22 protein-coding genes are annotated in these 22,561 nt (G+C 27.5%); 8 read left to right on the top strand and 14 right to left on the bottom strand.

All coding sequences use genetic code 11. From position 1 onward, the window contains the following. Positions 1-60: 60 nt before the first annotated feature. Genes hisA through hisH form a run of 3 tightly spaced genes read right to left on the bottom strand, consistent with a single transcriptional unit; the run spans position 61 to position 2,259 of the window. The gene (gene hisA, locus B0175_RS01315) at positions 61-768 is read right to left on the bottom strand and encodes a 1-(5-phosphoribosyl)-5-[(5-phosphoribosylamino)methylideneamino]imidazole-4-carboxamide isomerase (RefSeq protein WP_108526933.1); all 708 of its coding nucleotides are present in this window, start codon (positions 766-768) and stop codon (positions 61-63) included. Between the two features lies 1 nt (position 769). After that, positions 770-1,630 (bottom strand): TIGR01777 family oxidoreductase, encoded by an 861-nt coding sequence (locus B0175_RS01310; protein WP_108526932.1) that lies wholly within the window; start codon positions 1,628-1,630, stop codon positions 770-772. A gap of 20 nt (positions 1,631-1,650) precedes the next feature. Then, positions 1,651-2,259, bottom strand: a complete 609-nt coding sequence (gene hisH, locus B0175_RS01305; RefSeq protein WP_108526931.1) for an imidazole glycerol phosphate synthase subunit HisH — start codon at positions 2,257-2,259, stop codon at positions 1,651-1,653. Positions 2,260-2,378: 119 nt separating this feature from the next. On the opposite strand from hisH, the gene B0175_RS01300 reads away from it, so the two are divergent. Beyond that, entirely contained in the window at positions 2,379-4,127 is a 1,749-nt protein-coding gene (locus B0175_RS01300; RefSeq protein ID WP_108526930.1) for a Na/Pi cotransporter family protein, read from the top strand. A gap of 1 nt (position 4,128) precedes the next feature. On the opposite strand, the gene B0175_RS01295 is transcribed toward B0175_RS01300, so the two are convergent. Next, a complete protein-coding gene (locus B0175_RS01295) occupies positions 4,129-4,701 on the bottom strand; it encodes a phosphoribosyltransferase family protein (RefSeq protein ID WP_108526929.1) in 573 nt (190 codons plus the stop codon). A gap of 146 nt (positions 4,702-4,847) precedes the next feature. Here B0175_RS01295 and B0175_RS01290 point away from each other — a divergent pair, with 146 nt between their 5' ends. Continuing rightward, positions 4,848-5,252, top strand: a complete 405-nt coding sequence (locus B0175_RS01290; RefSeq protein ID WP_108526928.1) for a hypothetical protein — start codon at positions 4,848-4,850, stop codon at positions 5,250-5,252. 132 nt (positions 5,253-5,384) lie between these two features. Here B0175_RS01290 and lepA read toward each other — a convergent pair whose 3' ends face one another. Then, positions 5,385-7,172 carry a translation elongation factor 4 gene (gene lepA, locus B0175_RS01285; protein WP_108526927.1) on the bottom strand — a complete coding sequence of 596 codons (1,788 nt, stop codon included), beginning with the start codon at positions 7,170-7,172 and terminating at the stop codon, positions 5,385-5,387. Positions 7,173-7,346: 174 nt separating this feature from the next. Between lepA and B0175_RS01280 the strand changes: the two genes are divergently transcribed. Then, entirely contained in the window at positions 7,347-7,613 is a 267-nt protein-coding gene (locus B0175_RS01280) for a metal-sensing transcriptional repressor (RefSeq protein ID WP_004510548.1), read from the top strand. Positions 7,614-7,624: 11 nt separating this feature from the next. Next, the gene (locus tag B0175_RS01275) at positions 7,625-10,144 is read left to right on the top strand and encodes a heavy metal translocating P-type ATPase (protein WP_108526926.1); all 2,520 of its coding nucleotides are present in this window, start codon (positions 7,625-7,627) and stop codon (positions 10,142-10,144) included. A gap of 64 nt (positions 10,145-10,208) precedes the next feature. Here B0175_RS01275 and B0175_RS01270 read toward each other — a convergent pair whose 3' ends face one another. Together B0175_RS01270 and B0175_RS01265 are read right to left on the bottom strand one after the other, a co-directional pair. Continuing rightward, positions 10,209-11,225, bottom strand: a complete 1,017-nt coding sequence (locus B0175_RS01270) for an OmpA family protein (protein ID WP_108526925.1) — start codon at positions 11,223-11,225, stop codon at positions 10,209-10,211. Between the two features lie 76 nt (positions 11,226-11,301). After that, positions 11,302-12,234: a ribose-phosphate pyrophosphokinase gene (locus B0175_RS01265; RefSeq protein ID WP_108526924.1), complete on the bottom strand. Its 933-nt coding sequence runs from the start codon at positions 12,232-12,234 to the stop codon at positions 11,302-11,304. A 262-nt stretch (positions 12,235-12,496) separates the two neighbouring features. Between B0175_RS01265 and B0175_RS01260 the strand changes: the two genes are divergently transcribed. After that, complete coding sequence (locus B0175_RS01260; RefSeq protein WP_108526923.1) at positions 12,497-13,630, top strand: Opr family porin; 1,134 nt, start codon at positions 12,497-12,499, stop codon at positions 13,628-13,630. Between the two features lie 44 nt (positions 13,631-13,674). On the opposite strand, the gene mnmA (B0175_RS01255) is transcribed toward B0175_RS01260, so the two are convergent. Genes mnmA (B0175_RS01255) through B0175_RS01240 form a run of 4 tightly spaced genes read right to left on the bottom strand, consistent with a single transcriptional unit; the run spans position 13,675 to position 17,418 of the window. Continuing rightward, positions 13,675-14,712 (bottom strand): tRNA 2-thiouridine(34) synthase MnmA, encoded by a 1,038-nt coding sequence (gene mnmA / locus B0175_RS01255; RefSeq protein WP_108526922.1) that lies wholly within the window; start codon positions 14,710-14,712, stop codon positions 13,675-13,677. A gap of 11 nt (positions 14,713-14,723) precedes the next feature. Continuing rightward, positions 14,724-15,827 carry a tRNA 2-thiouridine(34) synthase MnmA gene (gene mnmA, locus B0175_RS01250; RefSeq protein WP_108526921.1) on the bottom strand — a complete coding sequence of 368 codons (1,104 nt, stop codon included), beginning with the start codon at positions 15,825-15,827 and terminating at the stop codon, positions 14,724-14,726. 48 nt (positions 15,828-15,875) lie between these two features. Further along, the gene (gene folK, locus B0175_RS01245) at positions 15,876-16,361 is read right to left on the bottom strand and encodes a 2-amino-4-hydroxy-6-hydroxymethyldihydropteridine diphosphokinase (RefSeq protein ID WP_004510556.1); all 486 of its coding nucleotides are present in this window, start codon (positions 16,359-16,361) and stop codon (positions 15,876-15,878) included. Positions 16,362-16,392: 31 nt separating this feature from the next. Further along, positions 16,393-17,418, bottom strand: coding sequence for a M24 family metallopeptidase (locus tag B0175_RS01240; protein WP_108526920.1), 1,026 nt, complete (start codon positions 17,416-17,418; stop codon positions 16,393-16,395). A gap of 77 nt (positions 17,419-17,495) precedes the next feature. Between B0175_RS01240 and aroQ the strand changes: the two genes are divergently transcribed. From aroQ to sppA, 3 genes are read left to right on the top strand one after another with little or no spacing between them, the layout of a single operon-like run. Further along, complete coding sequence (gene aroQ / locus B0175_RS01235; RefSeq protein ID WP_004510559.1) at positions 17,496-17,990, top strand: type II 3-dehydroquinate dehydratase; 495 nt, start codon at positions 17,496-17,498, stop codon at positions 17,988-17,990. A 4-nt stretch (positions 17,991-17,994) separates the two neighbouring features. Then, positions 17,995-19,218, top strand: a complete 1,224-nt coding sequence (gene mqnF, locus B0175_RS01230) for an aminofutalosine deaminase family hydrolase (protein ID WP_108526919.1) — start codon at positions 17,995-17,997, stop codon at positions 19,216-19,218. Next, complete coding sequence (gene sppA / locus B0175_RS01225; protein WP_004510561.1) at positions 19,211-20,095, top strand: signal peptide peptidase SppA; 885 nt, start codon at positions 19,211-19,213, stop codon at positions 20,093-20,095. Before mqnF ends, sppA begins: the two co-directional genes overlap by 8 nt. 44 nt (positions 20,096-20,139) lie before the next feature. Here the strand turns inward: sppA and B0175_RS01220 are convergent, their stop codons facing one another. From B0175_RS01220 to B0175_RS01215, 3 genes are all read right to left on the bottom strand, one after another. Further along, the gene (locus tag B0175_RS01220) at positions 20,140-20,811 is read right to left on the bottom strand and encodes a lysozyme inhibitor LprI family protein (RefSeq protein ID WP_108526918.1); all 672 of its coding nucleotides are present in this window, start codon (positions 20,809-20,811) and stop codon (positions 20,140-20,142) included. Positions 20,812-20,991: 180 nt separating this feature from the next. Beyond that, on the bottom strand, positions 20,992-21,162 hold the full coding sequence (locus B0175_RS11220; protein ID WP_210004207.1) for a hypothetical protein: 171 nt from the start codon (positions 21,160-21,162) through the stop codon (positions 20,992-20,994). Between the two features lie 3 nt (positions 21,163-21,165). Beyond that, a complete protein-coding gene (locus tag B0175_RS01215) occupies positions 21,166-22,449 on the bottom strand; it encodes a hypothetical protein (RefSeq protein WP_108526917.1) in 1,284 nt (427 codons plus the stop codon). Between the last annotated feature and the right edge of the window lie 112 nt (positions 22,450-22,561).

Genomic DNA, 22,561 nt, shown 5'->3' with positions numbered 1-22,561 from the left:
TTCTTTAATAAAATATAATATCATAAAATTATTTTTATTTTTATAACTTTTATAGGTATTTTATAAAATTCTAAAAGCCTCTTCTAAATCAAGAGTTCCTTCATAAAATGCTTTTCCAACAATAACACCTGAAATATTTCCATTGTTTTTACAATTTATAATATCTTGAATATCTTTTACCCCACCGCTTGCAATTGTGTCAACTTTACTTGCAAGTGCAATTGATTCAGTGAACTCAACATTAACTCCACAAAGCATTCCATCTTTGCTAATATCTGTACAAATAATTGCTTGAACACCTGCATTTGCAAACTCTTTTGCTAAAGAAGTTGCTTTCATTGTTGAAACTTCCGCCCAACCTTCAACTGCAACCATTCCATTCATTGCATCAATTCCAACAGCAATTGGATATTTTGAAGCCATTTTTTTTACAAACATTGGATCTTTTACAGCAATTGAACCAAGAATAAGTCTATCAACTCCAAGTTCTAGATACATTTTGATAGTTTCTTCATCTCTAATTCCACCACCAAGTTCAATTTTTAGATTACAATTTTCTCTAATTTTTTTGATTTGTTCTAAATTTGCAGGTTTTCCAGCAAATGCTCCATTTAAATCAACAATATGAACCCATTTTGAACCTAATTCTTCAAATCTTTTTGCTACTTGCCAAGGTTCATCAGAATAGATTTTTGCACTATCCATTAAACCTTTACTTAATCTTACTGCTTTTCCATCTTTTAAATCAATCGCTGGTAATATGTCCATCTTAGTCCTTTTTACTGCATAAATTTTCTATTGCTTCTTCTATTGTTTTAAATTTGAATTCAAATCCCAAATCTAATAATTTTTTTGGAATTGCACTTTGTCCATCTGTTAAAACACGTGCTCCTTCACTAAAAATAAGTTTTAAAACAAACTCTGGTATTGGAAGTATAGTAGGTCTTTTTAGTGTTTTTCCTAAAGCAAGAGTTAGACCTTTATTTGTTGTTGGAGTTGGTGCTGTTAGGTTAAATACTCCATCATAATTGTTTTCTATAACGAATTTGTAAGCATTTAATAAATCATTTATATGAATAAAAGAAAAAGCTTGTTTTCCACTTCCTATTGTTCCACCAAGACCAAATTTGAATGGAGTAATCATTTTTTGTAGTGCTCCACCATCTTTTCCTAAAATTATTCCAAATCTAAAAATAGCAATTTTTGTTGTCCCATTTTTTGCTTTTAAAGCTTCTTTTTCCCAATCTTGACAAAGATTTGATAAAAAATCATTTGAAAAAGAGCCATTTTCATCATAAATTGATTTATTATCATATATTCCAACAGCAGAAGTTGAAATAAGTAATTTTGGTTTGTTTGAAATACTACTTATTGCATTTACTATTTTTGAAGTTGTATCAATTCGGCTAGAATAAAGAAGTTTTTTATAAGTTTCACTCCATCTATTTATGATATTTGCACCTGCAAGATTTATCACAATATCAGCAGAATCTAGTACTTCTTCTAATTTACTTTTATTGTTTAAAATATCTCTTGATAAAGGTACGATTTTATATCCAAAGCTTGAAAAAAAGTTTGTTAAACTTGTTCCTACAAATCCATTAGCACCACTAATTGCAATAGTTTTCATACAAAATCCTTTTTTTTAAATTAATTAAGGCTCATAAAATTCTTCAAAATTTTCAATCCATTATCGTGAGATTTTTCAGGATGTGGTTGAAAACCATAAATATTATCTTTATTTACAGCACTTGCAAATTCATATCCGTAAGTTGTTTTCCCTATTATATTTCTTTCTTCTGTTACTGCATGGTAAGAGTGAACAAAATATAAATAAGGATTATGAAGTCCTTCAAATAAAGGGTGTTCTTTATTTACAATTGTATTCCAACCCATGTGTGGGATTTTGAAGTCTTCATTCATTTTTGATTTATCAAATTTTACTACAACACCATCAATTAAACCTAAACCATCTGTATGACCAAATTCTTGTGAACTTTCAAATAAAAGTTGCATACCAAGACAAATTCCAAGCATTGGTTTTCCACTTTTTGCAAATTCATAAACAGCTTCATTCATACCTGTTTTGATTAGATGTTCCATTGCATCTTTATATGCACCAACTCCTGGTAAAATAACTCTACTGAAATTTTTTAAATCTTCAGGGTTTTTAACTATAGTTGCTTTTGCATCAAGTAAATGACAGGCATTATAAACGCTTGCCAAATTTCCCATATTATAATCTATTATTCCAATCATTTATATTCCTTTAATTGTTTATTATATCTTAGTAGAAATTTGATTTTCTTAAATTTTTAATAGAAGTTATTTTTAAGCTATTTATTTCTTATAAAATATAAAGAAAAAAGGAGATAAATATGATTAAAAAAGTTTTATTTCCGCTATTATTTTTAGTTTTAGCCTATTTTGTACTAAGTTATGAGAGTGCAAAAGAGATAATAGCGGGTATTTCAATATTTCTAGTAGGTATGTTTTTTATGGAAGATGGTTTTAAACTATTTTCAGGTGGTTTTTTAGAAAAAGTATTAGAAAAGTTTACAAATAGTATGCCAAAATCAATTTTAAATGGATTTTTGATAACTTCAGTTGTTCAAAGTTCATCTCTTACGAGTGTAATTTTAATTTCATTTTTAGGAGCTTCACTTATTAGTTTAGAAGCCGCCATAAGTGTTCTTTTAGGTTCAAGTTTAGGTTCATCCACAACTGCTTGGCTTATTTCACTTTTTGGATTAAAGATAAAAATTTCTCATTATGCTATGCCAATAATTGCTTTTGGAATATTTTTTAGGTTTTCAAAAAATCAAAAGCAAAAAGGTTTTGGAAATATTCTTTTGGGTTTAGGGTTTATATTTTTAGGAATATCATATATGGTAAATGGATTTTTTGAGTTAAAACAAAATGTAGATTTATCAGTGTACTCTTTTGATGGATTTTTTGGAATGTTTATTTTTTCAATAATTGGTGCATTTATGACATTTGTTGTTCAATCAAGCTCTGCAAGTATTGCTATAATTTTATCTGCATTAGCTAGTTCACAAATCTTATATTATAATGCAATAGCAGCTGTTATTGGTGGTAAAATAGGAAGTACAGCTACAACTTTGATTGGTTCAACAACTTCAAATTCAAATGGAAAAAGATTAGCTTTTGCGCAATTTATTTTAAATCTAGTTGCTGCACTATTTGGAATAATATTTTTCTATCCAATTATAAATCTAATAGATTATTTATCAACATATTTTGAAATAAAAAGTGAAGTTATAAAACTCACAATATTTGTTACTATTTTCAATTTATCAGCTGTTTTAATTATGATACCGATATTGCCAAAATTAGTGGAAAAAATAAAAAAAATGTTTATTCCTAAGGTTAAATCTTGGTCAAGATTGGAGTTTTTAGATAACGAATCTCTTGAATCTTCAAAATCTATAATTATAGGATTAAAGAAAGAAAATATAGTTTTATATAATAATTTGATAAAAGCTATAAGACATCAACTTAGTATAAATGATGAAGATATTTATTGGAGCAAAAAACATAAAAATATAAAAAAAGATAAAAATCACAAAATAGATAAACTTTACAAAGATAAGATAAAAAATTTGCATGATGAAATTTTAGAGTATGTTTCAATTGCACAAGAAAGAATAAATAAAGACGATTTTTATGAGATTAATAATTTTCAAGGAATTACAAAACAAATATTTAAGTTGCTAAAAAGTATAAAAAATTTAGATAAAAATATTGACCCTTTTTTAGAATCAAAAAATAAAGATATAGTCAAAGAATATTTTTTTATAAAAGAGATTTTTATAATTATTATAAAAGAACTTGAAAATATTTCTTCAAATTCTAATTTAGATAATATTGATAAAATGTATAAAGTTAAAACTTTACAACAAAAATTAATCTCTTTTGATAATTTAAGTAGTAGCCAAATTGAGAAATTATTTGAAGAGAAAAAAATAGATGCAAAAAATTCAACAAAAGTTTTAAAAGATATCTCTTTTTCAATTTTAATTTGTCAAAATTTAATAGATATTTTTATAACTTTATTTGTTGAAGATAACTTTTTATTATTAGAAGAAGACGAAAATTTAAATTAATTTAGAGTTTTGCATCAGCTAGGGTTAAAGAAAATAATACTTGATTATTTTTTTTCTCCAAAGCTTTTTTTGCTTGAATTATTGTAGTTCCTGTTGTGATTAAGTCATCACATAAAATTACAAATTTATCTGAGAGGTTATTTATTTGAAATTTTCTTGAATTTTTTTGTCTAAATTCTAAATTTTTTCCTGCATATTTAACTATATTTGTAGCTTTTAATGAGTTGTATTTTGGTTTGATTATTTTTGATTTTAAATGTTTTACCAAGATTGCGCAGTGGGAAAAATCATGTCTTGTATGGTCATCAATAGGAATTGCCAAAACTTCAGAAGGAAAATCAAAATTTAATGCAAATTTAGCAAAAGAAAGTTTTGCCAAAATATTAAAAACTCTATCACCATGAAAATAATATTTTGAGTTTATCAAATCTTCAAGTTCAGATAAAGAGTAAAAAGAGTAGTTGAAAAATCCATCATCTATTTCTCTTTTATGAAAAGAGGGAATTAAAAGATTTTTTTGACAATCTTTGCAAATAATTTCAAATGATAGGTTTTTACAAGTTAAGCAAATCATGAGATAAATAGTATCATATATTATATATCTTTTCTTTTTAGTAAAGAAAAGAAACAAAAGCGTTCACTATTTTGAAAATGCTCACATTTTAAGAGCGTAGTTCAGATTTTGCTATAATAATGGTTGAAATTATTAAAAGGAAGTTTATGGATATTACAATAATTGGAACAGCCTTTTCACATTTAAAAACATCAATGGATATTGCAAAACTTATTAGCGATAGTGCTAGTTCTTTAGGTGAAGCAGAAACAAAATTGAAATTGGCAGAATTGATTAGTTCTTTAGCAGATTTAAAAATGGAATTAGCAGATATTAAAGTGGATTTAATTGATAAAGATGATGTGATTAGAGAATTAAAGAATAAAATTGAAGAAAAAGAATCCTTAATTTTTGATGGTAAACTTTATTGGAAAGAAAACGATAAAATACCATTTTGTACAGTATGCAAAGAAAAAGACGGGAAATATCATCATTTAACTTATTATAAAAGAAGTGAATATAGTTCTGAACATTATCAATGTAAAGTATGCAGAAATTGTTATTATATATAGTATGATTTTGAAAATAAAGTTTTAGATTTTGAGTGAGGTTCAAGGAAAAGAGAGAATTTAAAGCGCAGCGTACTAAAAGTACGTGAGCATTTAAATTATTGATTTGACAAAGAAATTTGCCAAAAGATGAAATTATATTTTTAAAACTGCCATGAAAGCTTCTTGAGGAACATTTACCTTTCCAATAGCTTTCATTCTTTTTTTACCAGCTTTTTGTTTTTCAAGAAGTTTTCTTTTTCTTGTAATATCTCCACCATAACATTTTGCAGTTACGTTTTTCCCCATAGATTTTACAGTTTCTCTTGCAATTATTGTACTTCCAATACTAGCTTGAATTGCAACTTCAAAAAGTTGTCTAGGAATAAGTTCTTTTAGTGCTTTTACAAACTCTCTTCCTTTTGAAACAGCTTTATCTTCAGGAACTATGATTGATAATGCATCAACAACATCACCTGCAACTCTAACATCAAGTTTTTTTAAGTTTCCTGGTCTAAATCCAACTGGCTCATAATCAAATGAAGCATAACCTTTTGTAGTTGATTTTAGTTTATCATAAAAATCCATTACGATTTCATTCATTGGTAAATCATATTCTAGTAATACTCTTTTTCCAATATAATCCATTTTTATTTGGATTCCTCTTTTGTCATTTAGAAGTTTGATAACATTTCCTAAAAACTCATCAGGAACTAAAATAGTAGCTTTTACATAAGGCTCAAATATTGTTTTTATATAATTTGGCTCAGGTAATTCACTAGGATTTTGAATCTCTATTGTTTCACCATTGCTTTTTTCAACTTGGTAAATAACAGTTGGTGCAGTTGCTATCAAGTCTAAATCAAACTCTCTTTCTAACCTTTCTTTGATAACTTCCATATGAAGCATACCTAAGAATCCTGTTCTAAATCCACTTCCAAGTGCTGCTGAACTTTCAGGTTCAAAAGAGATAGAAGAGTCATTTAATTTTAATTTATTTAATGCTTCTCTTAAATCTTCAAATTTATCAGTTTCTATTGGATAAATTCCTGCAAATACAAAAGGTTTAGCTGGTTCAAATCCATCAATTGGCTCTTGTGTTGGTGTTTTTGCATCAGTCATCGTATCACCAACTGCAATTCCATCAAGAGTTTTAAGACCAAGTACAACAATACCAATTTCACCAGTTTTTATCTCATTTGTATCTTGTCTTCTTATTGGGTGTGGATACATCAAACTTAATACTTGATGTTCAACTTTTGTATTCATAAGTTTTATTTTTTGACCTTTTTTGATACTTCCATCGTAAACTCTTACAAGTGCTAAAGCTCCAAGATAGTTGTCAAACCAAGAGTCATAAATAAGTGCTTTTGTAGGAGCATTTTCATCTCCTGTTGGTGCTGGAACTCTATCAACTATTGAATCAATCAAGTCTTTTACTCCAAGACCAGTTTTTGCAGAAATTAAATTGTGTAAAGTACAATCAAGTCCGATAGCTTCTTCAACTTCTTCTAAAACTCTTATAGGATCAGCACTTGGTAAATCTATTTTATTAACTACTGGAAGTAATTCTAAATCATTATCCATAGCAATATAAACATTTGCAATAGTTTGTGCTTCAACACCTTGTGTTGAATCAACTATAAGTAAAGCACCTTCTGATGAAGCTAAAGAACGACTAACTTCATATGAAAAATCAACGTGACCTGGAGTGTCAATTAAGTTTAAAACATATTTTTGACCATCTTTTATATAATCAAGTCTAACACTTTGAGCTTTTATTGTGATACCTCTTTCTTTTTCGATATCCATTGTATCCATAACTTGTGAAGTCATTTCTCTATCAGCAATCGCTCCACACTCTTGAATGATTCTATCAGCTAGTGTTGATTTACCATGGTCAATATGTGCAATAATACTAAAATTTCTAATATTTTTTTGCAAGTTTTTTCCTATTAATTGTTTCTTGTTTTCTTAAAATTTAGCGATTATATCTAATTTATAGTAAGTTTTTTGTTAAAAAAATTTATTGCTATATTGACATTTTAACTAAAGTGATTTACAATTGCATATACCCCACCCACTAGGGGTAGGGTATATGCAACTTAGGAGTTAAAAGTGAATGAAGAAAAACAAAAAGCTGTTCAGGCTCTTAAAACAGCAAAAGGACAAATAGAAGGTATTATAAAAATGCTTGAAGATGGAAGATATTGTATTGATGTATCAAATCAAATTTTTGCAGTTTCTTCTTTGGTAAAAAAAGCAAATTTATTGATATTGAAACAACATATGAATCATTGTGTTTTAGAAGCAGTAAATAGTGGTGATGCTAATAATAAAATTGATGAAATCACCCAAGTATTATCAAAAATTCTTGATAAATAATAAGGATATTTATGAAATCACAAAAATTTGACATAAAAGGTATGACTTGCTCCGCTTGTTCTACTGCTGTTGATAGAAATGTAAAAAAATTAGAAGGAATAAATGAAGTTAATGTCAACTTACTAAATAATAGTATGATTGTAAAATATGATGAAAATGTACTTAATAATGAAACAATTATCAAAAAAGTTCAAGATGCAGGTTATGAAGCATTTTTAGTTGAAAATGGTAAAAAAACTCAAAAAAATTCAACAGAAGATAATCTTGCTAAAACAGAAACTAATGAGTTGAAAAATAGATTAATTATATCTTTTATTTTTGCGATACCATTATTTTATATATCAATGGGACATATGCTAAATTGGTATCTTCCTCATTTATTTCATGGATATTCAAATGCTATAACTTTTTCTTTTACTCAATTTTTATTAGCTTTACCAATAGTTTTTATAAATATCAAATATTATAAAGTAGGATTTAAAACCTTATATAAAGGTTCTCCTAATATGGATTCTTTGATAGCTATTGGAACAAGCGCAGCTATGATTTATGGAGTATTTTCAATCTATAAAATAGCTTATGGTTTAGGAAATAATGATATAGATATGGTGATACAATATTCTCATGATTTATATTTTGAATCAGCAGCTATTGTTTTAACTTTAATAACACTTGGAAAGTTTTTAGAAGCAAGAGCAAAAGAAAATACTAGCGAAGCTATAAACAAACTTATAAATTTAACTCCCAAAACAGCTTTAGTTTTAAGAAATAATCAAGAGATTGAAATTCCTGTTGATGAACTTGTTTTAAAAGATATAGTTATTGTAAAACCTGGAAATATCGTTCCAACAGATGGTGTTATTATCTTTGGAAGTAGTTCTATTGATGAGTCAATGTTAACAGGTGAGAGTTTACCAGTCTCTAAAAAAGTTGGAGATAAAGTAATAGGTGCAAGTATAAATAAATCTGGTTCTTTCAAATTTGAAGTTACAAAATTGGGAGAAGATACAGTTTTATCACAAATTATAAAATTGATTGAAGAAGCAAGTTCTTCAAAAGCTCCTATTTCAAAACTCGCAGATAGAATAAGTGCTATTTTTGTACCAACAGTTATAGTTATATCAATACTTGCAACTGTTACATGGTTGTTTTTAGGATATTCATTTGAATTTGCTTTATCTATTGGTATTGCTATTTTAGTTATTTCTTGCCCTTGTGCTTTAGGACTTGCCACACCAACAGCTATTATGGTTGGAACTGGAAAAGGTGCTCAAAATGGAATATTAATCAAAAGTGCAGAATCTTTAGAGATAGCTCACACTATAAATACAGTTGTTATTGATAAAACAGGAACTATAACTGAAGGAAAAACTCAAGTAACGGATATTTTTACAAACGAAAAAATTACTCAAGATAAATTACTTCAATTATGTGCAACAATTGAAAAAAACTCAGAACACCCTTTAGCTGATGCAATATTAAAAAAAGCACAAGAAAAAGAAATTGAACTTTTAAACGCAACTGATTTTGAAGCACTTAATGGTTTAGGAATAAAAGCAAAAGTTCAAGATAGACTTTTTTATATTGGAAATAAAAAATTATTAGATAGTAAAAATATCTCTTTAGATTTATTTTATGAAAAGAGTGAAAAACTGGCAAATGAAGGTAAAACACCAATATTTATTGCAGACGAAAGTGAAGTTTTAGGATTGATTGCTATTTCTGATGTTGTAAAACCAACAAGCAAAGATGCTATTTTAGAGTTCGAAAAAATGGGCTTAGAAGTAATAATGCTAACAGGTGATAATTATAAAACAGCAAATGCAATAGCAAAACAAATAAATATAAATAATGTAATAGCAGAAGTTTTACCTCAAGATAAAGAAAAAGAGATACAAAAACTTCAAAGTTTAGGTAAAAAAGTTGCAATGATTGGTGACGGAATAAATGATGCACCAGCTTTAGTTCGAGCAGATGTAGGAATCGCAATAGGAGCTGGAACTGATATAGCAATAGAATCTGCAAATATTGTACTTGTAAAAAGTGATTTATTAGATGCTGTAAAAGCAATTCAATTAAGTAATGCAGTTATAAAAAATATAAAACAAAATCTATTTTGGGCATTTTTTTATAATATAATAGGTATTCCTTTAGCTGCAGGAGTATTTTATACAATACTTGGTTGGAAATTAAGTCCAATGTTTGCAGGTGCAGCTATGAGTTTAAGTAGTGTGACGGTTGTTTTAAATGCTTTAAGATTAAAGTTATTTGAACCAAGAATTAGTAAAAATTTAATAGAACAAAATAATATTTCAAAAGGAGATAAAATGGAAAAAATTTTAAAAGTTGATGGAATGACTTGCGGACATTGTAAAGCAAGAGTTGAAAAAGTGGTTAGTGCAATTGATGGTGTTGATAATGTTGAAGTTGATTTAGCTTCTAAAAATGTTACAGTTAAAATGTCAAAAGATATATCAGAACAAACTTTATCTGATGTAATAGTAGATGCTGGATATGAAGTTATCAAATAAAAATTAGACAATAAAAAAGGGTTAGAAAATATTTTCTAACCCTTTAAAAAAGAAAACAGTTAAATTATTTAACCATTACAGCTTCAACTCTTCTGTTTTCAGCTCTACCTTCAACTGTATCATTAGAAGCGATTGGTCTAGACTCACCATATCCAACAGCTTTAATTCTATCTTTTTCAACACCAGCTGCAACTAAAGCATTAACAGCAGATGTAGCTCTTCTTTCTGATAATTTTTGATTATAAGCATCTGTTCCAACTGAATCTGTATGAGCTTCAATGTTTGCTTTTAATTTTGGATCAGCTTTCATAACTTTTGCAAATTCATTAATTCTTGAATTGTAAGAATCTTTAATGTTTGCTTTTGCAGTATCAAAGTTGATATTTAAGTTAACTAAAGTCATACAACCAATATTGTCAACTTTTGCACCTTTCATTGTATTTGGGCACTCATCTAAACTATCAATAACACCATCACCATCAGAATCTTTTGGTGCAGCAACTGGAGTAGCAACTGGAGCTGGTTTTTCAGCAACTGGAGCTGGTTTTGAAACTTCTCCAAATGGAACTGATAATCCTAATGTATATAATAATGTATTATCTCCATGATCAACTTCAATTAAATGTCTAACATCGAATTTTAAAGCTAATCTTTCAGCTAGGTTATATTTTAATCCTACACCGTAGTTACCAAATAAACCATTTTCATTGTCTTCAAATTCATTGTCAAAAAACTCAACACCTGCTCCAACTAATGTATATAAAGATAAATCAGAAGTTAAATCATAATCTTTTACTAAGTTAGCAAATACTCTTGTAACACCTGTATCTTGACCTTTGAAATTACCTTTTCCATCAACGTCTTCAAGAGTTCTTAAAAATCCTAATTCAACTTGATCAATAAATGAATCAAATTGATTAAAACCAAAAGATAAACCAGCATTAGCATAGTTTTTTTCTAATCCTGTATTCCCTTCAGTTAAAACTCCACCAATTAATGGAGTAATTTCATATTTGTAATCGCTATTTGCAGCTAATGCTAAAGAAGCACAAGCAATTGTTGATAATAATACTTTTTTCATAAGCTTTCCTTTTTTAAAATTTAGTTTCTAATAATAATTTTATGATAATTTTTATTAGAAGAAGATTAATGAATAGTTAATTGTTAAAAATTGAATTAACAGATTCATTATTATGAATTCGTCTAATTGCTTCTCCTATTATAGTTGAAGCTGTTAATACTGTTATCTTTTTTATCTCTTTTTTTGCAGGGATAGTATCTGAAATTACAAGTTCATCAAGCTCACCTTTTTCGATTCTATCATAAGCAGGCCCACTTAAAACTCCATGTGTACAACAAGCCATAACAGAAGTTGCACCTCTTTTTTTCAATACTTCAGCTGCTTTTACTAAAGTTCCCGCTGTGTCAACCATATCATCTACTAAAATAACATCTTTTCCTTTTACTTCACCAATGATATTCATAACTTCAGCAACATTTGCTTTTTCTCTTTTTTTATCAACTATTACTAAGTCATAACCTAGTTTATCTGCGTATAATCTAGCTCGAGCAACTCCTCCAATATCTGGACTTGCAATAATAGGATTTTTTAAATTTTTGCTTCTAAGATAATTTACAAATAGAATAGAACCAAATAAATTATCAGCTGGAATATTAAAAAAACCTTGAATTTGAGCAGCATGTAAATCGATAGTTACAACTCTTGTAATTCCTGCTGCTTCAAGTAAATCTGCTACTAATTTTGCACTAATTGGAACTCTTGGTGCTGCTTTTCTGTCTTGTCTTGCATAACCATAATATGGAATAACTGCAGAAATAGATTTTGCACTTGAACGCTTAAGTGCATCTACCATTATTAATAATTCCATTAAATTATCATTAGTTGGAGCACATGTTGGTTGGATTATAAATACATCTTGACCTCTAACACTTTCAGTGATCTGAACAGATATTTCACCATCACTAAATTTATTTAAAGTGGCATCAGATACAGGCATACCTAAATATTCACCCACTTTTTTGGCAAATTCAGGATTAGCTGAACCACTAAAAAGTTTAAAATTTGACATAAAAATTTCCTTAGATTTGATTGAAAAAGAATATTATCAAAAATGTACTTAATAAATTTATTTTAAATATTAATGGATTATTAACTGAAAATTAATAAATTCTTAAGTAAATAGTATATAAAATGATAATTCATATCAATTAGTGCTATTTTTTGGCATAGTATATTATTTATACAGAAAAAACAAAAAAAATTGTTTAATTGATAATATAATTTGATTGTTCTTCTAAAACAAAAAAATTCTAATTAAAAGGAAACACAGAATGAAAAGATTAAGTTTAATTACTTGTGGATTAGTTTTAAGTTCTTCATTTGTATTTGCAAATGAAGTAAAAACTTTTGATGATGCTTTTAAAAATGGAAAAGCATCTGGAAGTTTAAGTTTATATGGAAAAAGTGTTGATCCAAAAAATGATAAAGGTCTTGATGAAAAAGATTATGGTTATTTAAATGGTAATGCAGCTATTGGTTTTGAAACAGCTTCTTTATATGGATTTAGTGCAAAAGCTGAATTTAAAGGAAATTTAGATTTAGGTGAAGTGCATAATAATGATAGAGATTATGCTCCATTTGAAAATGATGGATTAATGACAGAAGCATATTTAAAATATGCTAATGAATCATTTTTTGTAAGTGCTGGTAGACAAGCTATTGATTTAGAATGGTTAAGTGATTACCATGAGGCTGTTGTTGCTGGAATTACAGCAGTTCCTGATACAACAATAGTATTAGGGTGGACAAAAAGAAAAGCTGAATCAACATCTGAATTAAGTGAAGATTTTTGGAAAATTAATGAAAATAAAGGTGCTTATGTAGCTGATATTAAATATGCAGGATTTGAAGGTGTTGAATTAAATCCTTACTATTATTCAGCTCCAGATTTAGCTGATTGGTATGGTTTAAAAACTACATTTAATACAGATTATTTTGGTATAGTTGCTCATTATGCAGCTTCAAATGAAGATGTTCAAGATGTTGAAGATGGTTCTATTGCACATCTTGAATTAAATACTGAAATAGATGGATTTACTGCGGCTGTTGGATATATCAAAACTGATAAAGACGGTGGAACAGGAACTATGGCTGCGGCAGGTGATAACATCTCTCCATTTGAAGATGGAAATTATAACTACGGTTTAGATGCTAAAACTGTATATGGAAGCTTAGGATATACAATAGCTGATGTTACTTTCGGAGCATTATATGGACAAACTGATTATGATTACGATACAACTGTTAAAAATTTAAAAGAAAAAGAGTTGAATCTATCTGTAGGATATGCATTTACTGAATCTTTAAGTACTTCAGTATTATATGTAAATGTTGATGCAGATTCTAATGAGCCAGATTATAGTGATTATGATAAATGGATTGCAACTATAGAATATACATTCTAATATAAAATAATTTAGGAGATTCTCCTAAATTATTAACTTCAAAACTATTTAGTACTCTCTATCCAAGCACTTCCAATCACTTTTTCTTTATCATAAAAAACAGCAAGTTGTCCATTTGCTACTCCAAAAACTGGTTCTTTTAAAGTGATATAAGCTTTTTCATCTTTTATTTGCACTTCACAAGGTGTTGAAACTGAACGATATCTTAGTTTTACATTACATGAAAATTTAGTATCATCAATAAACATATTTAAATTGTTTCCAACAACTTCATTTACTTCTAAAGCTTCTTTTTTACCAACAACAATAGTATTATCTTTTGGATTTAGTTTTGTAACGAAGTGTGCTTCTTGAGCACCTTTAACTGTAAATCCTCTTCTTTTCCCTATTGTATAGTGTGCAAAACCTTTATGTTTCCCAACAACTTTTCCATTTTCATCTAAAACATCACCTTCTTGGTCAATGTTTGCATGTCTTTTTACAACATCTGTATAAACTGTTTCAACAAAACAAATCTCTTGAGATTCACTTTTTTCAGTAATTTTTTTGTAAGCTACATCAAGCTTTGCACCAAATTTTACGATATCTTCTTTTTTATAAGTGCTTAATGGAAACATCATATATTGTAAGGCATTTTTATCTACTTGTGATAAAAAATAGCTTTGGTCTTTTGTTTTATCATCAGCTTCGTAAAAAAACTTACCATCAGTTTTTGCATAATGTCCAGTTGCTAAAAAATCTGCTCCATGTTTTTTTGCAAAATCAAGCATAGCTCCAAATTTTATCTGTTTGTTACATTTTACACATGGATTTGGAGTTGTTCCAGTTAGATAAGAATCAACAAAATAGTCATAAACTTCTTTTGAAAACTCATCAGCTAAGTCTAATATATGGTATTTGATATTTAAAAATTTAGCTACATCTTCTATATAACCTAAATTTTTTTCATGATAACCGTCTGTTCGATTATGAAGTTTTAGATAAATTCCTTCAACTTCATATCCTTCATTTTGTAACATATAAGCAGTAACTGAAGAATCAATTCCACCACTCATTCCAACCATTACTTTTTTTTTGCTCATTTTTTGCCTTTTTATTTGTAGAAACTTATAAAGCCACCACCAAGACAGTAATCACCTGAATATAAAACAAGACTTTGTCCTAATGTTACAGCTCTTTGAGGACGATCAAACTCAACTACTACTTTTTCCTCATTTGCTTCAACCACTGTACAAGCTTGTTTTTGTTGTCTATATCTAACTTGTGCCATTAATTTATCACCAACTTTTGGTGCTTCTTCAAGTACCCAATGCATATGGCTTGCTTCTACCGTTTTACTCATAAGTAGTGGATGATTTGTATCTTGAACAATAGTTAAGGTATTATTTACTACATCTTTAGAAGCTACAAACCAAGGTTTGTGTGTATTATTTTCACTTTCATTGCCTTTAATACCACCAAGACCAATACCTTTTCGTTGACCTAATGTATAACAAACAAGACCTTTGTGCTTTCCTATAACTTTTCCATTTTCATCTAAAATATCACCTGGAATTGCTTGTAAGTGTTGAGTAATAAATTCATCAAATTTTTGATTTCCAATAAAACAAATTCCTGTACTATCTTTTTTATCACTAACTGGAAGATTATGAGCTCTTGCTATTTCTCTAACTTCTTTTTTTGTTAAATCTCCAAGTGGAAACATAGCATGTGATAATTGTTCACTTGATAATGCGTGTAAAAAATAACTTTGGTCTTTTGTATTATCTTTTGGAGTGTCTAATACAAAATGATCTTTGTATTTTGCAATTTTTGCATAATGTCCAGTTGCAATCATATCTGCACCCATACTTTTTGCTTCATTTAAAAATACATTAAATTTTATTTCTTTGTTACATAAAATATCAGGATTTGGTGTTAGACCTTGCTTTAAACCTTCTAAAAATACATCAAAAACTCTATCTCTGTACTCTTTTACGAAGTCTTTTCCTCTTACTTCAATTCCTATTAATGCACCAACTTTTTTAGCATCTTCAAATTCTATACGATTAGGACATTGGCTACCTTTAATTCCATACTCCCAGTTACGCATAAATAGTCCAACAACATCATATCCTTGTTGTTTTAACAATAACGCAGTAACAGATGAATCAACTCCACCTGACATTCCTACAACAATTTTTTTATTTTTGTTCATCTTTTTACCTTTAAAAAGTTCTTTTTTTAGAACTGTATTTACAACAATTTAGTTGTTTTGCATATGTTTTAAAGGAATAATCACTGACTCTCTATTTGCCCAATTTTTGTGAGGGATAATAAGATTTTTTGTATCTATTTTCTTATCATCAAAAAATATAATATCTATATCTAAGGTTCTAGGCGCATCTTGAAAGGATCGCTTTCTTCCGAATTTCTTTTCATATCTTTGCATTGCTTTTAAAAAAGCATTAGGACAAAGATTTGTTTTGAGGCGAATTATACCATTTAAAAAATCACTTTGTTCCAAAAATCCAAAAGGAGGATTTTTAAGAAGTGGTGAAGTCATAAGTAAAGTAAATCTTACATCTTTTTTTAAACATAAGATTAATTTATCAAATATTTTTTTTGTATTTCCAATATTTCCACCAATACCGATTGTTACACAATATTTCTTTTTTGAAGAATTATTGAATTTTTTAGGAAAATTAGAATAATAAAAAAGTGTTAAAGTTGGGCTCAATTTCTTTTTCAAATTTTTCTCTTTTTTATATAATCTTTTGATTTTAAAGTATTACAGCTTTACCATTTCGCATTACAACTGTATCTTCTATTCTAACTCCAAATTCATTTGGAAGATAAATCCCAGGTTCTATTGTAAATACCATATTATCTTCAATTATTACATCAGATTTTGAATTTATATTTGGAAACTCGTGAATATCAAGACCAACACCATGACCAGTACTGTGAATAAAATATTTTCCAAAACCAGCTTTTTCTATAACATCTCTAGTTAATTTGTCAATTTCACTTGCTTTCATACCACTTCTAGCATTTGTAATAGCATTTAGTTGAGCTTTTAAAACAATATCATAGACTTTTTGATGTTTAGGATTTTTAAACTTTTGCTCTCTTTTAAAATTGAAATTTTCAAAATCAACATGACTTGTACAAGTTCTATCTGAACAATATCTTTTATATTTTATTCCTGCATCAACCAATAATAAATCATGAAGTTTTAATTTTTTTGAAGTTGGAAGTGCGTGAGGTTTTGCCGCATTTTCATTTATTGCAACTATTGGCTCAAAAGAAATATCTAGTTTTCCAGTTTGGCTCATCTTTTCAAAAGCTTTAAAATATAAAAATTGCTCAGTCTGATTAAAACCATTTTTTCTTATATATTTTGCAAGTTCTTTGAAACCTTCACGTCCAGCAACAGCTGCCTTTTTAAGTAAAGTTATCTCTTTATCACTTTTTATGATTCTTTTTAGTTTTGAAAAGTTCTCTTTTTGTATAAACTGCGTTTTTAAATTTTCAGTTAATTTTGTATATGAAGCAAAACTAAAATCATTTGGATCAAATACGATTTTTTTAACTTTATTCTTTTTTAAAATCTCTTTTGCTGTTTCTATTAGATTTGAAGATTCAATAACTTCACATTTTTTTGCATACTCTTTTGCTTCTGTTGTATATCTTGCATCTGTAATAAAATATTTATCTTTTTCTAGGTTTATAAAAATTACATTGTCGCAAGAAAATTTACACTCAAAATATATAGCATTCTCATTTTTTAAAATAAAATTTTTCACTAAAATTCCCTTTTTATGGATTGTTTAACAATAATTTAATTATAATCTTACCAAAAATTTATAAAAGGAATATAATTATGAAAATTGCGGTAATTCAAGGACCAAACTTAAATATGTTAGGAATTAGAGAACAACATATTTATGGAAATATGAGTTTAGAACAAATTCATCAACAACTTCAAACAGCAGCAGAACAAAATGGAGTTGAATTAGAATTTTTCCAATCAAATTTTGAGGGTGAAATCGTAGATAGAGTTCAAGAATGTTTAGGAACAGTTGATGGAATTATGATAAATCCAGCGGCTTATTCTCATACTTCAATTGCTATAAAAGATGCTTTAAGTGCAGTTAATATGCCAGTTGTTGAAGTACATATTTCAAATATTTATAAAAGAGAAGAGTTTAGACAAAAATCAATTACTGCAGGTGCAAGTACAGGAGTTATTTCTGGATTTGGTGCATTTGGTTATCATATGGGATTAATCGCTTTAATGCAAATGATAAATGAATTAAAAGCTATTGCACAAGCTAGAAATGCGCAAATTCAAGCTCAAACAGAAGAAAACAAATAATTTTATGAAAGCAATAAGTGCTTCTTATGTAGTAACTTGCGATGAAAATAACAGAATCATAAAAGATGGTGCTGTTGTTTTTAGTGATAAAATTGTAGAAATCAATACTCTTTTTGAAATAAAAAATAAATATCCCAATTTAGAGATAAAAGAACTCGAAGAAAACTCTATATTGATGCCAGGACTTGTAAACTCTCATATTCACTTGGAATTTAGTGCAAATACAACAACACTTAAATATGGTAATTTTTATTCATGGTTAAATTCAGTTATAAAACATAGAGAAGATTTGATAAATAAAGCTACAAATGAACTAATCTCAACAAAATTAAATAAAATAAAAAAGACTGGAACTACAACAATTGGAGCAATTTCATCATATTCATTTGATATGGAAGCTTGTATAAAATCTCCAATTAATACAGTTTTCTTTTGTGAGGTTATTGGTTCAAAAGCTGATATGGTTGATACACTTTTTGCTGATTTTAGAAGTAGATTAAATAATGCAAAAAAATTTGCATCAAAAAACTTTATTCCTGCAATTGCAATACACTCTCCATATTCTGTTCATCCTTTTTTAGTAAGAGAAGCTTTAAATGTAGCAAGAGATGAAAACTTAGCTGTTAGTTCTCACTTTTTAGAATCACAAGAAGAGTTTGAGTGGTTGCATAAAGATGAAGGTTCATTTTTGGAATTTTTTAAAAACTTTTTAAATCAAGAAAAAGCTACTTCAAAACCTATGGAATTTTTAGGTCTGTTTTCAAAAGTTAAAAATTTATCTTTTACTCATTGCGTTGAAGCAAGTGATGATGATTTAGAAAAAATAAAAGATTTGGGTGCAAGTATAAATCATTGTGTTACTTCAAATAGGCTTTTAAATAATACAAAACTAGATTTAGATAAATTAAAAGATATTCCTTTTACTATTGGAACTGATGGTCTTAGTTCAAATAACTCTTTGTCTATGTTTGATGAGTTAAGAAATGCTTTGATGGCTCATTATGATAAAAATGTTGTAGAGTTTTCAAAAACACTTTTAAAAGCTGCAACTTTTAATGGAAGTAGGGCATTGGGACTAAATAAAGGTGTATTAAAAGAGAGTTTTGATGCTGATATGATAAGTTTCAAATTACCAAATAAAATAGAAGATATAAATGATATTTGTATGCAAATAATACTACATACAAAATTTGTTGATGATGTAATTATAGGAGGAGAGTATGTTTGAGTTTTTTAGAAAACTGTTTTCACCAGTTATAGCAATATTGGATTTTATAACTAAATATTTTAAGACAATAGTTTTTCTAACTATTATTTATGTGGTGTTTTTTAATTCTGATGAAGAAAGAATAACTACTAAAAGTACTGCAAATTTGCAAAAAATAGAGTTAGTTGGTCCAATAATAGATGTATCTAAAACTTTGGAAAATATAGAAAAAGCAAAAACTGATACAAATATAAAAGGCGTTTTATTTGTTGTTGATAGTCCTGGTGGGGCAGTTGCTCCTTCAGTTGAAGTAGCTTACGCTATAAAAGAGTTAAAGCAGATTAAACCAGTAGTTGTTTATGCAAGTGGAGTAATAGCAAGTGGAAGTTACTACGCTTCTATTTGGGCAGATAAAATTATCGCAAATCCTGGAAGTATGGTTGGTTCTATTGGTGTTATTATGCAAGGAGTAAATACTAAAGAGCTTATGGATAAAATCGGAATCCAAACACAAACAGTAAAAGCTGGAAAATATAAAGAATCAGGAACTCCAACACGAAAATGGACAGAGTTTGAAGAAAAACAACTTCAAAGTGTGATAGATGATACTTATAATATGTTTATAACTGATGTTGCAACTGCAAGAAATCTTGATATAAAAAATTATACTTCATTTGCTGATGCAAAAATCTTCACTTCAAAACAAGCAAAAGATGTAGGTTTAGTAGATGAGGTTGCAAATATCACAGTTGCTCAAAAAACTTTGGCAGAGTTATCAAAAGTTGAAAATCCTGTTTGGAAAAAAGAGGATAAATTTGAGAAATTTATGGATAAACTTGTAAGTGAAGCTGTTTCTCAAATAAGTATGAATTTCGTAACTGGATTGAAAGCTTATTGATACAAAAAATTCTAATAGATTTTTTTCTATTAGAATTTATCTTCTTAATATTTAGAAGTTTCTAATTTACAATCCCAATTTTTGCTATATATAAAAAATTCTATTGCAGTTGGTTGATAAGTCTCTCCACCATCGAATATAAGAGTTCCTTTTAATATTTGCTCATTTGATATTTCATCAATAAAAGTATTTTTTACAAAAAAAACAAAATTTCTATCTTGATAATTACTTAACTCTTCTATAAAATAAAAGTCTTTATCTCTTGCAATTATTGGTAAATCTTTATTAGGTTTACAAATAAAACTATATTTTAAAGTAATATTATTTTGTTCTTCATCTGGATTAGATATATTTATTCTTTCCAGTGCAAGAAAATCGTTTTTAATAAATAGTTCATAAATATAATTGAGCTGTTTTATTCTCTCTTCATAAGACATTTTTATACATTTATAATCTTTACATTGATTTCTATTTATTAACCAAATTTTTTGTTCATATTTTAATTTATTTATATTTAGCTTTCTTAGTTTAATTAAAGAATTATATATATTTGTCAAAATTGAGTCTTGCAAAGATAGTATTTCATCAATACAAATCTTATATTCAATACTATCTTTTTTTACATTCTTACAATCAAAACTTGGACTATAAAATTCTATATTTTGCGCATATATTAAATTAACAAAAAATATTAAAATTATAGATATTTGTTTCATAAATCTCACTCCTTATAAAATATACTTAACTATATATATTATTACACCAATAGATATTAATGTAATACCTATTCTATTCCCAATTTTTACACCATATCCAATCTATTATTGATCTGTTACAGAAATAAATATTCCAAAATCAGCTTTTAAATCTTTTATACTAGTAAAATTTGTACCAGCTTAAGCTACAACTAACTCATTTATTTTAGAATTAAAATAAGCAGAAGCTTGAAAACCATTTGAAACATTATTTTCCGAATATATTCTTGTAAAGTCCGTATTTGTACCTAATTTAGTTTCAATTTCATAAGCATCATTTGCAAATTTTGCAATATCTAAAATCTTTGCCATAATCTACTCTCCTTGTGATATATCGTATAAATATAAATCATTATTAATTGTATAAAAAGCAACTTTTTTAAAATCTCTACTCACTGTAAAACTAGCTGCTCCTTTAAACTCTTGAACTATTTTCATATCTTTTTTATCAAAAACATAATAATTTGAATAATTTCTCCACATCATATATCTATCGTTTAAGTTATAAACATCCTCAGTTATAAGGCATTTCCCTCCACTATTAATACTACCCCCACAATCAGAAAATACCTTTTTTTCATTTGTAGCTAGATTTATAATACCTAAATGTTTTTTGGAATACTGAGTATTTCTAATTACAGTAAAATCACTACTATACATAAAAACTAAAGTATCTTTATCTATAAATGCTTCTGCTCTTCCATTTATAGGAAATGGAGCATCAAAACTATGAATAGCTTTATCATTTTTTAAATCATATACTACATATTTTTTATTTGTTTTATATCTTTTACTATCCATAATAATTTTTTCAAAAAGCACATATTGTCCATCTTCGCTTATAATTTCTACATTAAATTCTGTATCTAGTTTATTATCTGCAGTAATAATCTTTTTTGGTTTAAAACTATCTTTATCAAGTACAGCAATACCAGCCCCAAATCCTTTTTCATCTTTATATTTATAATCTATAAAATTGCTTTTTAGTAAGTCTATTCTAAAATAAACACTTTTATTTACAGAACAATCAGCTTCTATACCATCTTCTACATTGTTTAAATTTTTTGGTATTAATTCTCTACAGTTATAACTATAATAAGGAGATAACTCTCCTGTATCTAAGTCTAATATAGTAAACTTATCATATATTGCCCATAATCTAAAACTTTCTTGACATTTTTCTTTATTACTTTTACATATATCTTTAGGGCTACCGTTTTCATAAACATCTCTTAAATACAGTTTTTTCCCATCATCTGAAAAAGTAAATCTTTTAGAATATATATATCTATTGTTATCAAGTTTCATGTCTTTTTTTACTTTTCCACTTTTTAAATCCATAACGATAAAGTGGTCAGTATGATGTGTTTGATAGTAAGTATCTAATAATGACATAACTAATTCATCTTTATTTGTTGGAGAAAATTTCATTTTAGATATATATGCTTTTGTAGCTAAACTAATAGTTTTATCATAAACTAATACTTGTTTTTCTGAATATGTTTCTTTTAATTCATATTGTGGTAACTTAGCACTACACCCACTAAAAGTAAATACTATTAAAAGCGGTAAAAAAAATATTTTAATATAAGTTTTCATTCTATATTTCTCCTTTATAAAATCTTACTTTGAAATCAATTATCACTTTGATATATAACTATATCAAAAACTTGTCACAGTTTGCGTCACAATTTTATTTTTTGATAGAAAA

Origin of the sequence: Arcobacter lacus (assembly GCF_003063295.1) — a bacterium.
Taxonomy (GTDB): domain Bacteria; phylum Campylobacterota; class Campylobacteria; order Campylobacterales; family Arcobacteraceae; genus Aliarcobacter; species Aliarcobacter lacus.
This window is presented reverse-complemented; position numbering and strand designations above follow the sequence as displayed.

Excerpts from the sequence above, each read along its gene's own strand:
- B0175_RS01295 (WP_108526929.1), bottom strand. The coding sequence starts at position 4,701 with ATGATTTGCTTAACTTGTAAAAACCTATCATTTGAAATTATTTGCAAA.
- hisA (WP_108526933.1), bottom strand. The coding sequence starts at position 768 with ATGGACATATTACCAGCGATTGATTTAAAAGATGGAAAAGCAGTAAGA.
- B0175_RS11220 (WP_210004207.1), bottom strand. The coding sequence starts at position 21,162 with ATGGCAAAGATTTTAGATATTGCAAAATTTGCAAATGATGCTTATGAA.
- sppA (WP_004510561.1), top strand. The coding sequence starts at position 19,211 with ATGTTTGAGTTTTTTAGAAAACTGTTTTCACCAGTTATAGCAATATTG.
- B0175_RS01300 (WP_108526930.1), top strand. The coding sequence starts at position 2,379 with ATGATTAAAAAAGTTTTATTTCCGCTATTATTTTTAGTTTTAGCCTAT.
- mnmA (WP_108526921.1), bottom strand. The coding sequence starts at position 15,827 with ATGAACAAAAATAAAAAAATTGTTGTAGGAATGTCAGGTGGAGTTGAT.
- hisH (WP_108526931.1), bottom strand. The coding sequence starts at position 2,259 with ATGATTGGAATAATAGATTATAATATGGGAAATTTGGCAAGCGTTTAT.
- B0175_RS01260 (WP_108526923.1), top strand. The coding sequence starts at position 12,497 with ATGAAAAGATTAAGTTTAATTACTTGTGGATTAGTTTTAAGTTCTTCA.
- B0175_RS01215 (WP_108526917.1), bottom strand. The coding sequence starts at position 22,449 with ATGAAAACTTATATTAAAATATTTTTTTTACCGCTTTTAATAGTATTT.
- aroQ (WP_004510559.1), top strand. The coding sequence starts at position 17,496 with ATGAAAATTGCGGTAATTCAAGGACCAAACTTAAATATGTTAGGAATT.
- B0175_RS01290 (WP_108526928.1), top strand. The coding sequence starts at position 4,848 with ATGGATATTACAATAATTGGAACAGCCTTTTCACATTTAAAAACATCA.
- B0175_RS01220 (WP_108526918.1), bottom strand. The coding sequence starts at position 20,811 with ATGAAACAAATATCTATAATTTTAATATTTTTTGTTAATTTAATATAT.
- B0175_RS01270 (WP_108526925.1), bottom strand. The coding sequence starts at position 11,225 with ATGAAAAAAGTATTATTATCAACAATTGCTTGTGCTTCTTTAGCATTA.
- B0175_RS01275 (WP_108526926.1), top strand. The coding sequence starts at position 7,625 with ATGAAATCACAAAAATTTGACATAAAAGGTATGACTTGCTCCGCTTGT.
- B0175_RS01265 (WP_108526924.1), bottom strand. The coding sequence starts at position 12,234 with ATGTCAAATTTTAAACTTTTTAGTGGTTCAGCTAATCCTGAATTTGCC.
- mnmA (WP_108526922.1), bottom strand. The coding sequence starts at position 14,712 with ATGAGCAAAAAAAAAGTAATGGTTGGAATGAGTGGTGGAATTGATTCT.
- mqnF (WP_108526919.1), top strand. The coding sequence starts at position 17,995 with ATGAAAGCAATAAGTGCTTCTTATGTAGTAACTTGCGATGAAAATAAC.
- B0175_RS01310 (WP_108526932.1), bottom strand. The coding sequence starts at position 1,630 with ATGAAAACTATTGCAATTAGTGGTGCTAATGGATTTGTAGGAACAAGT.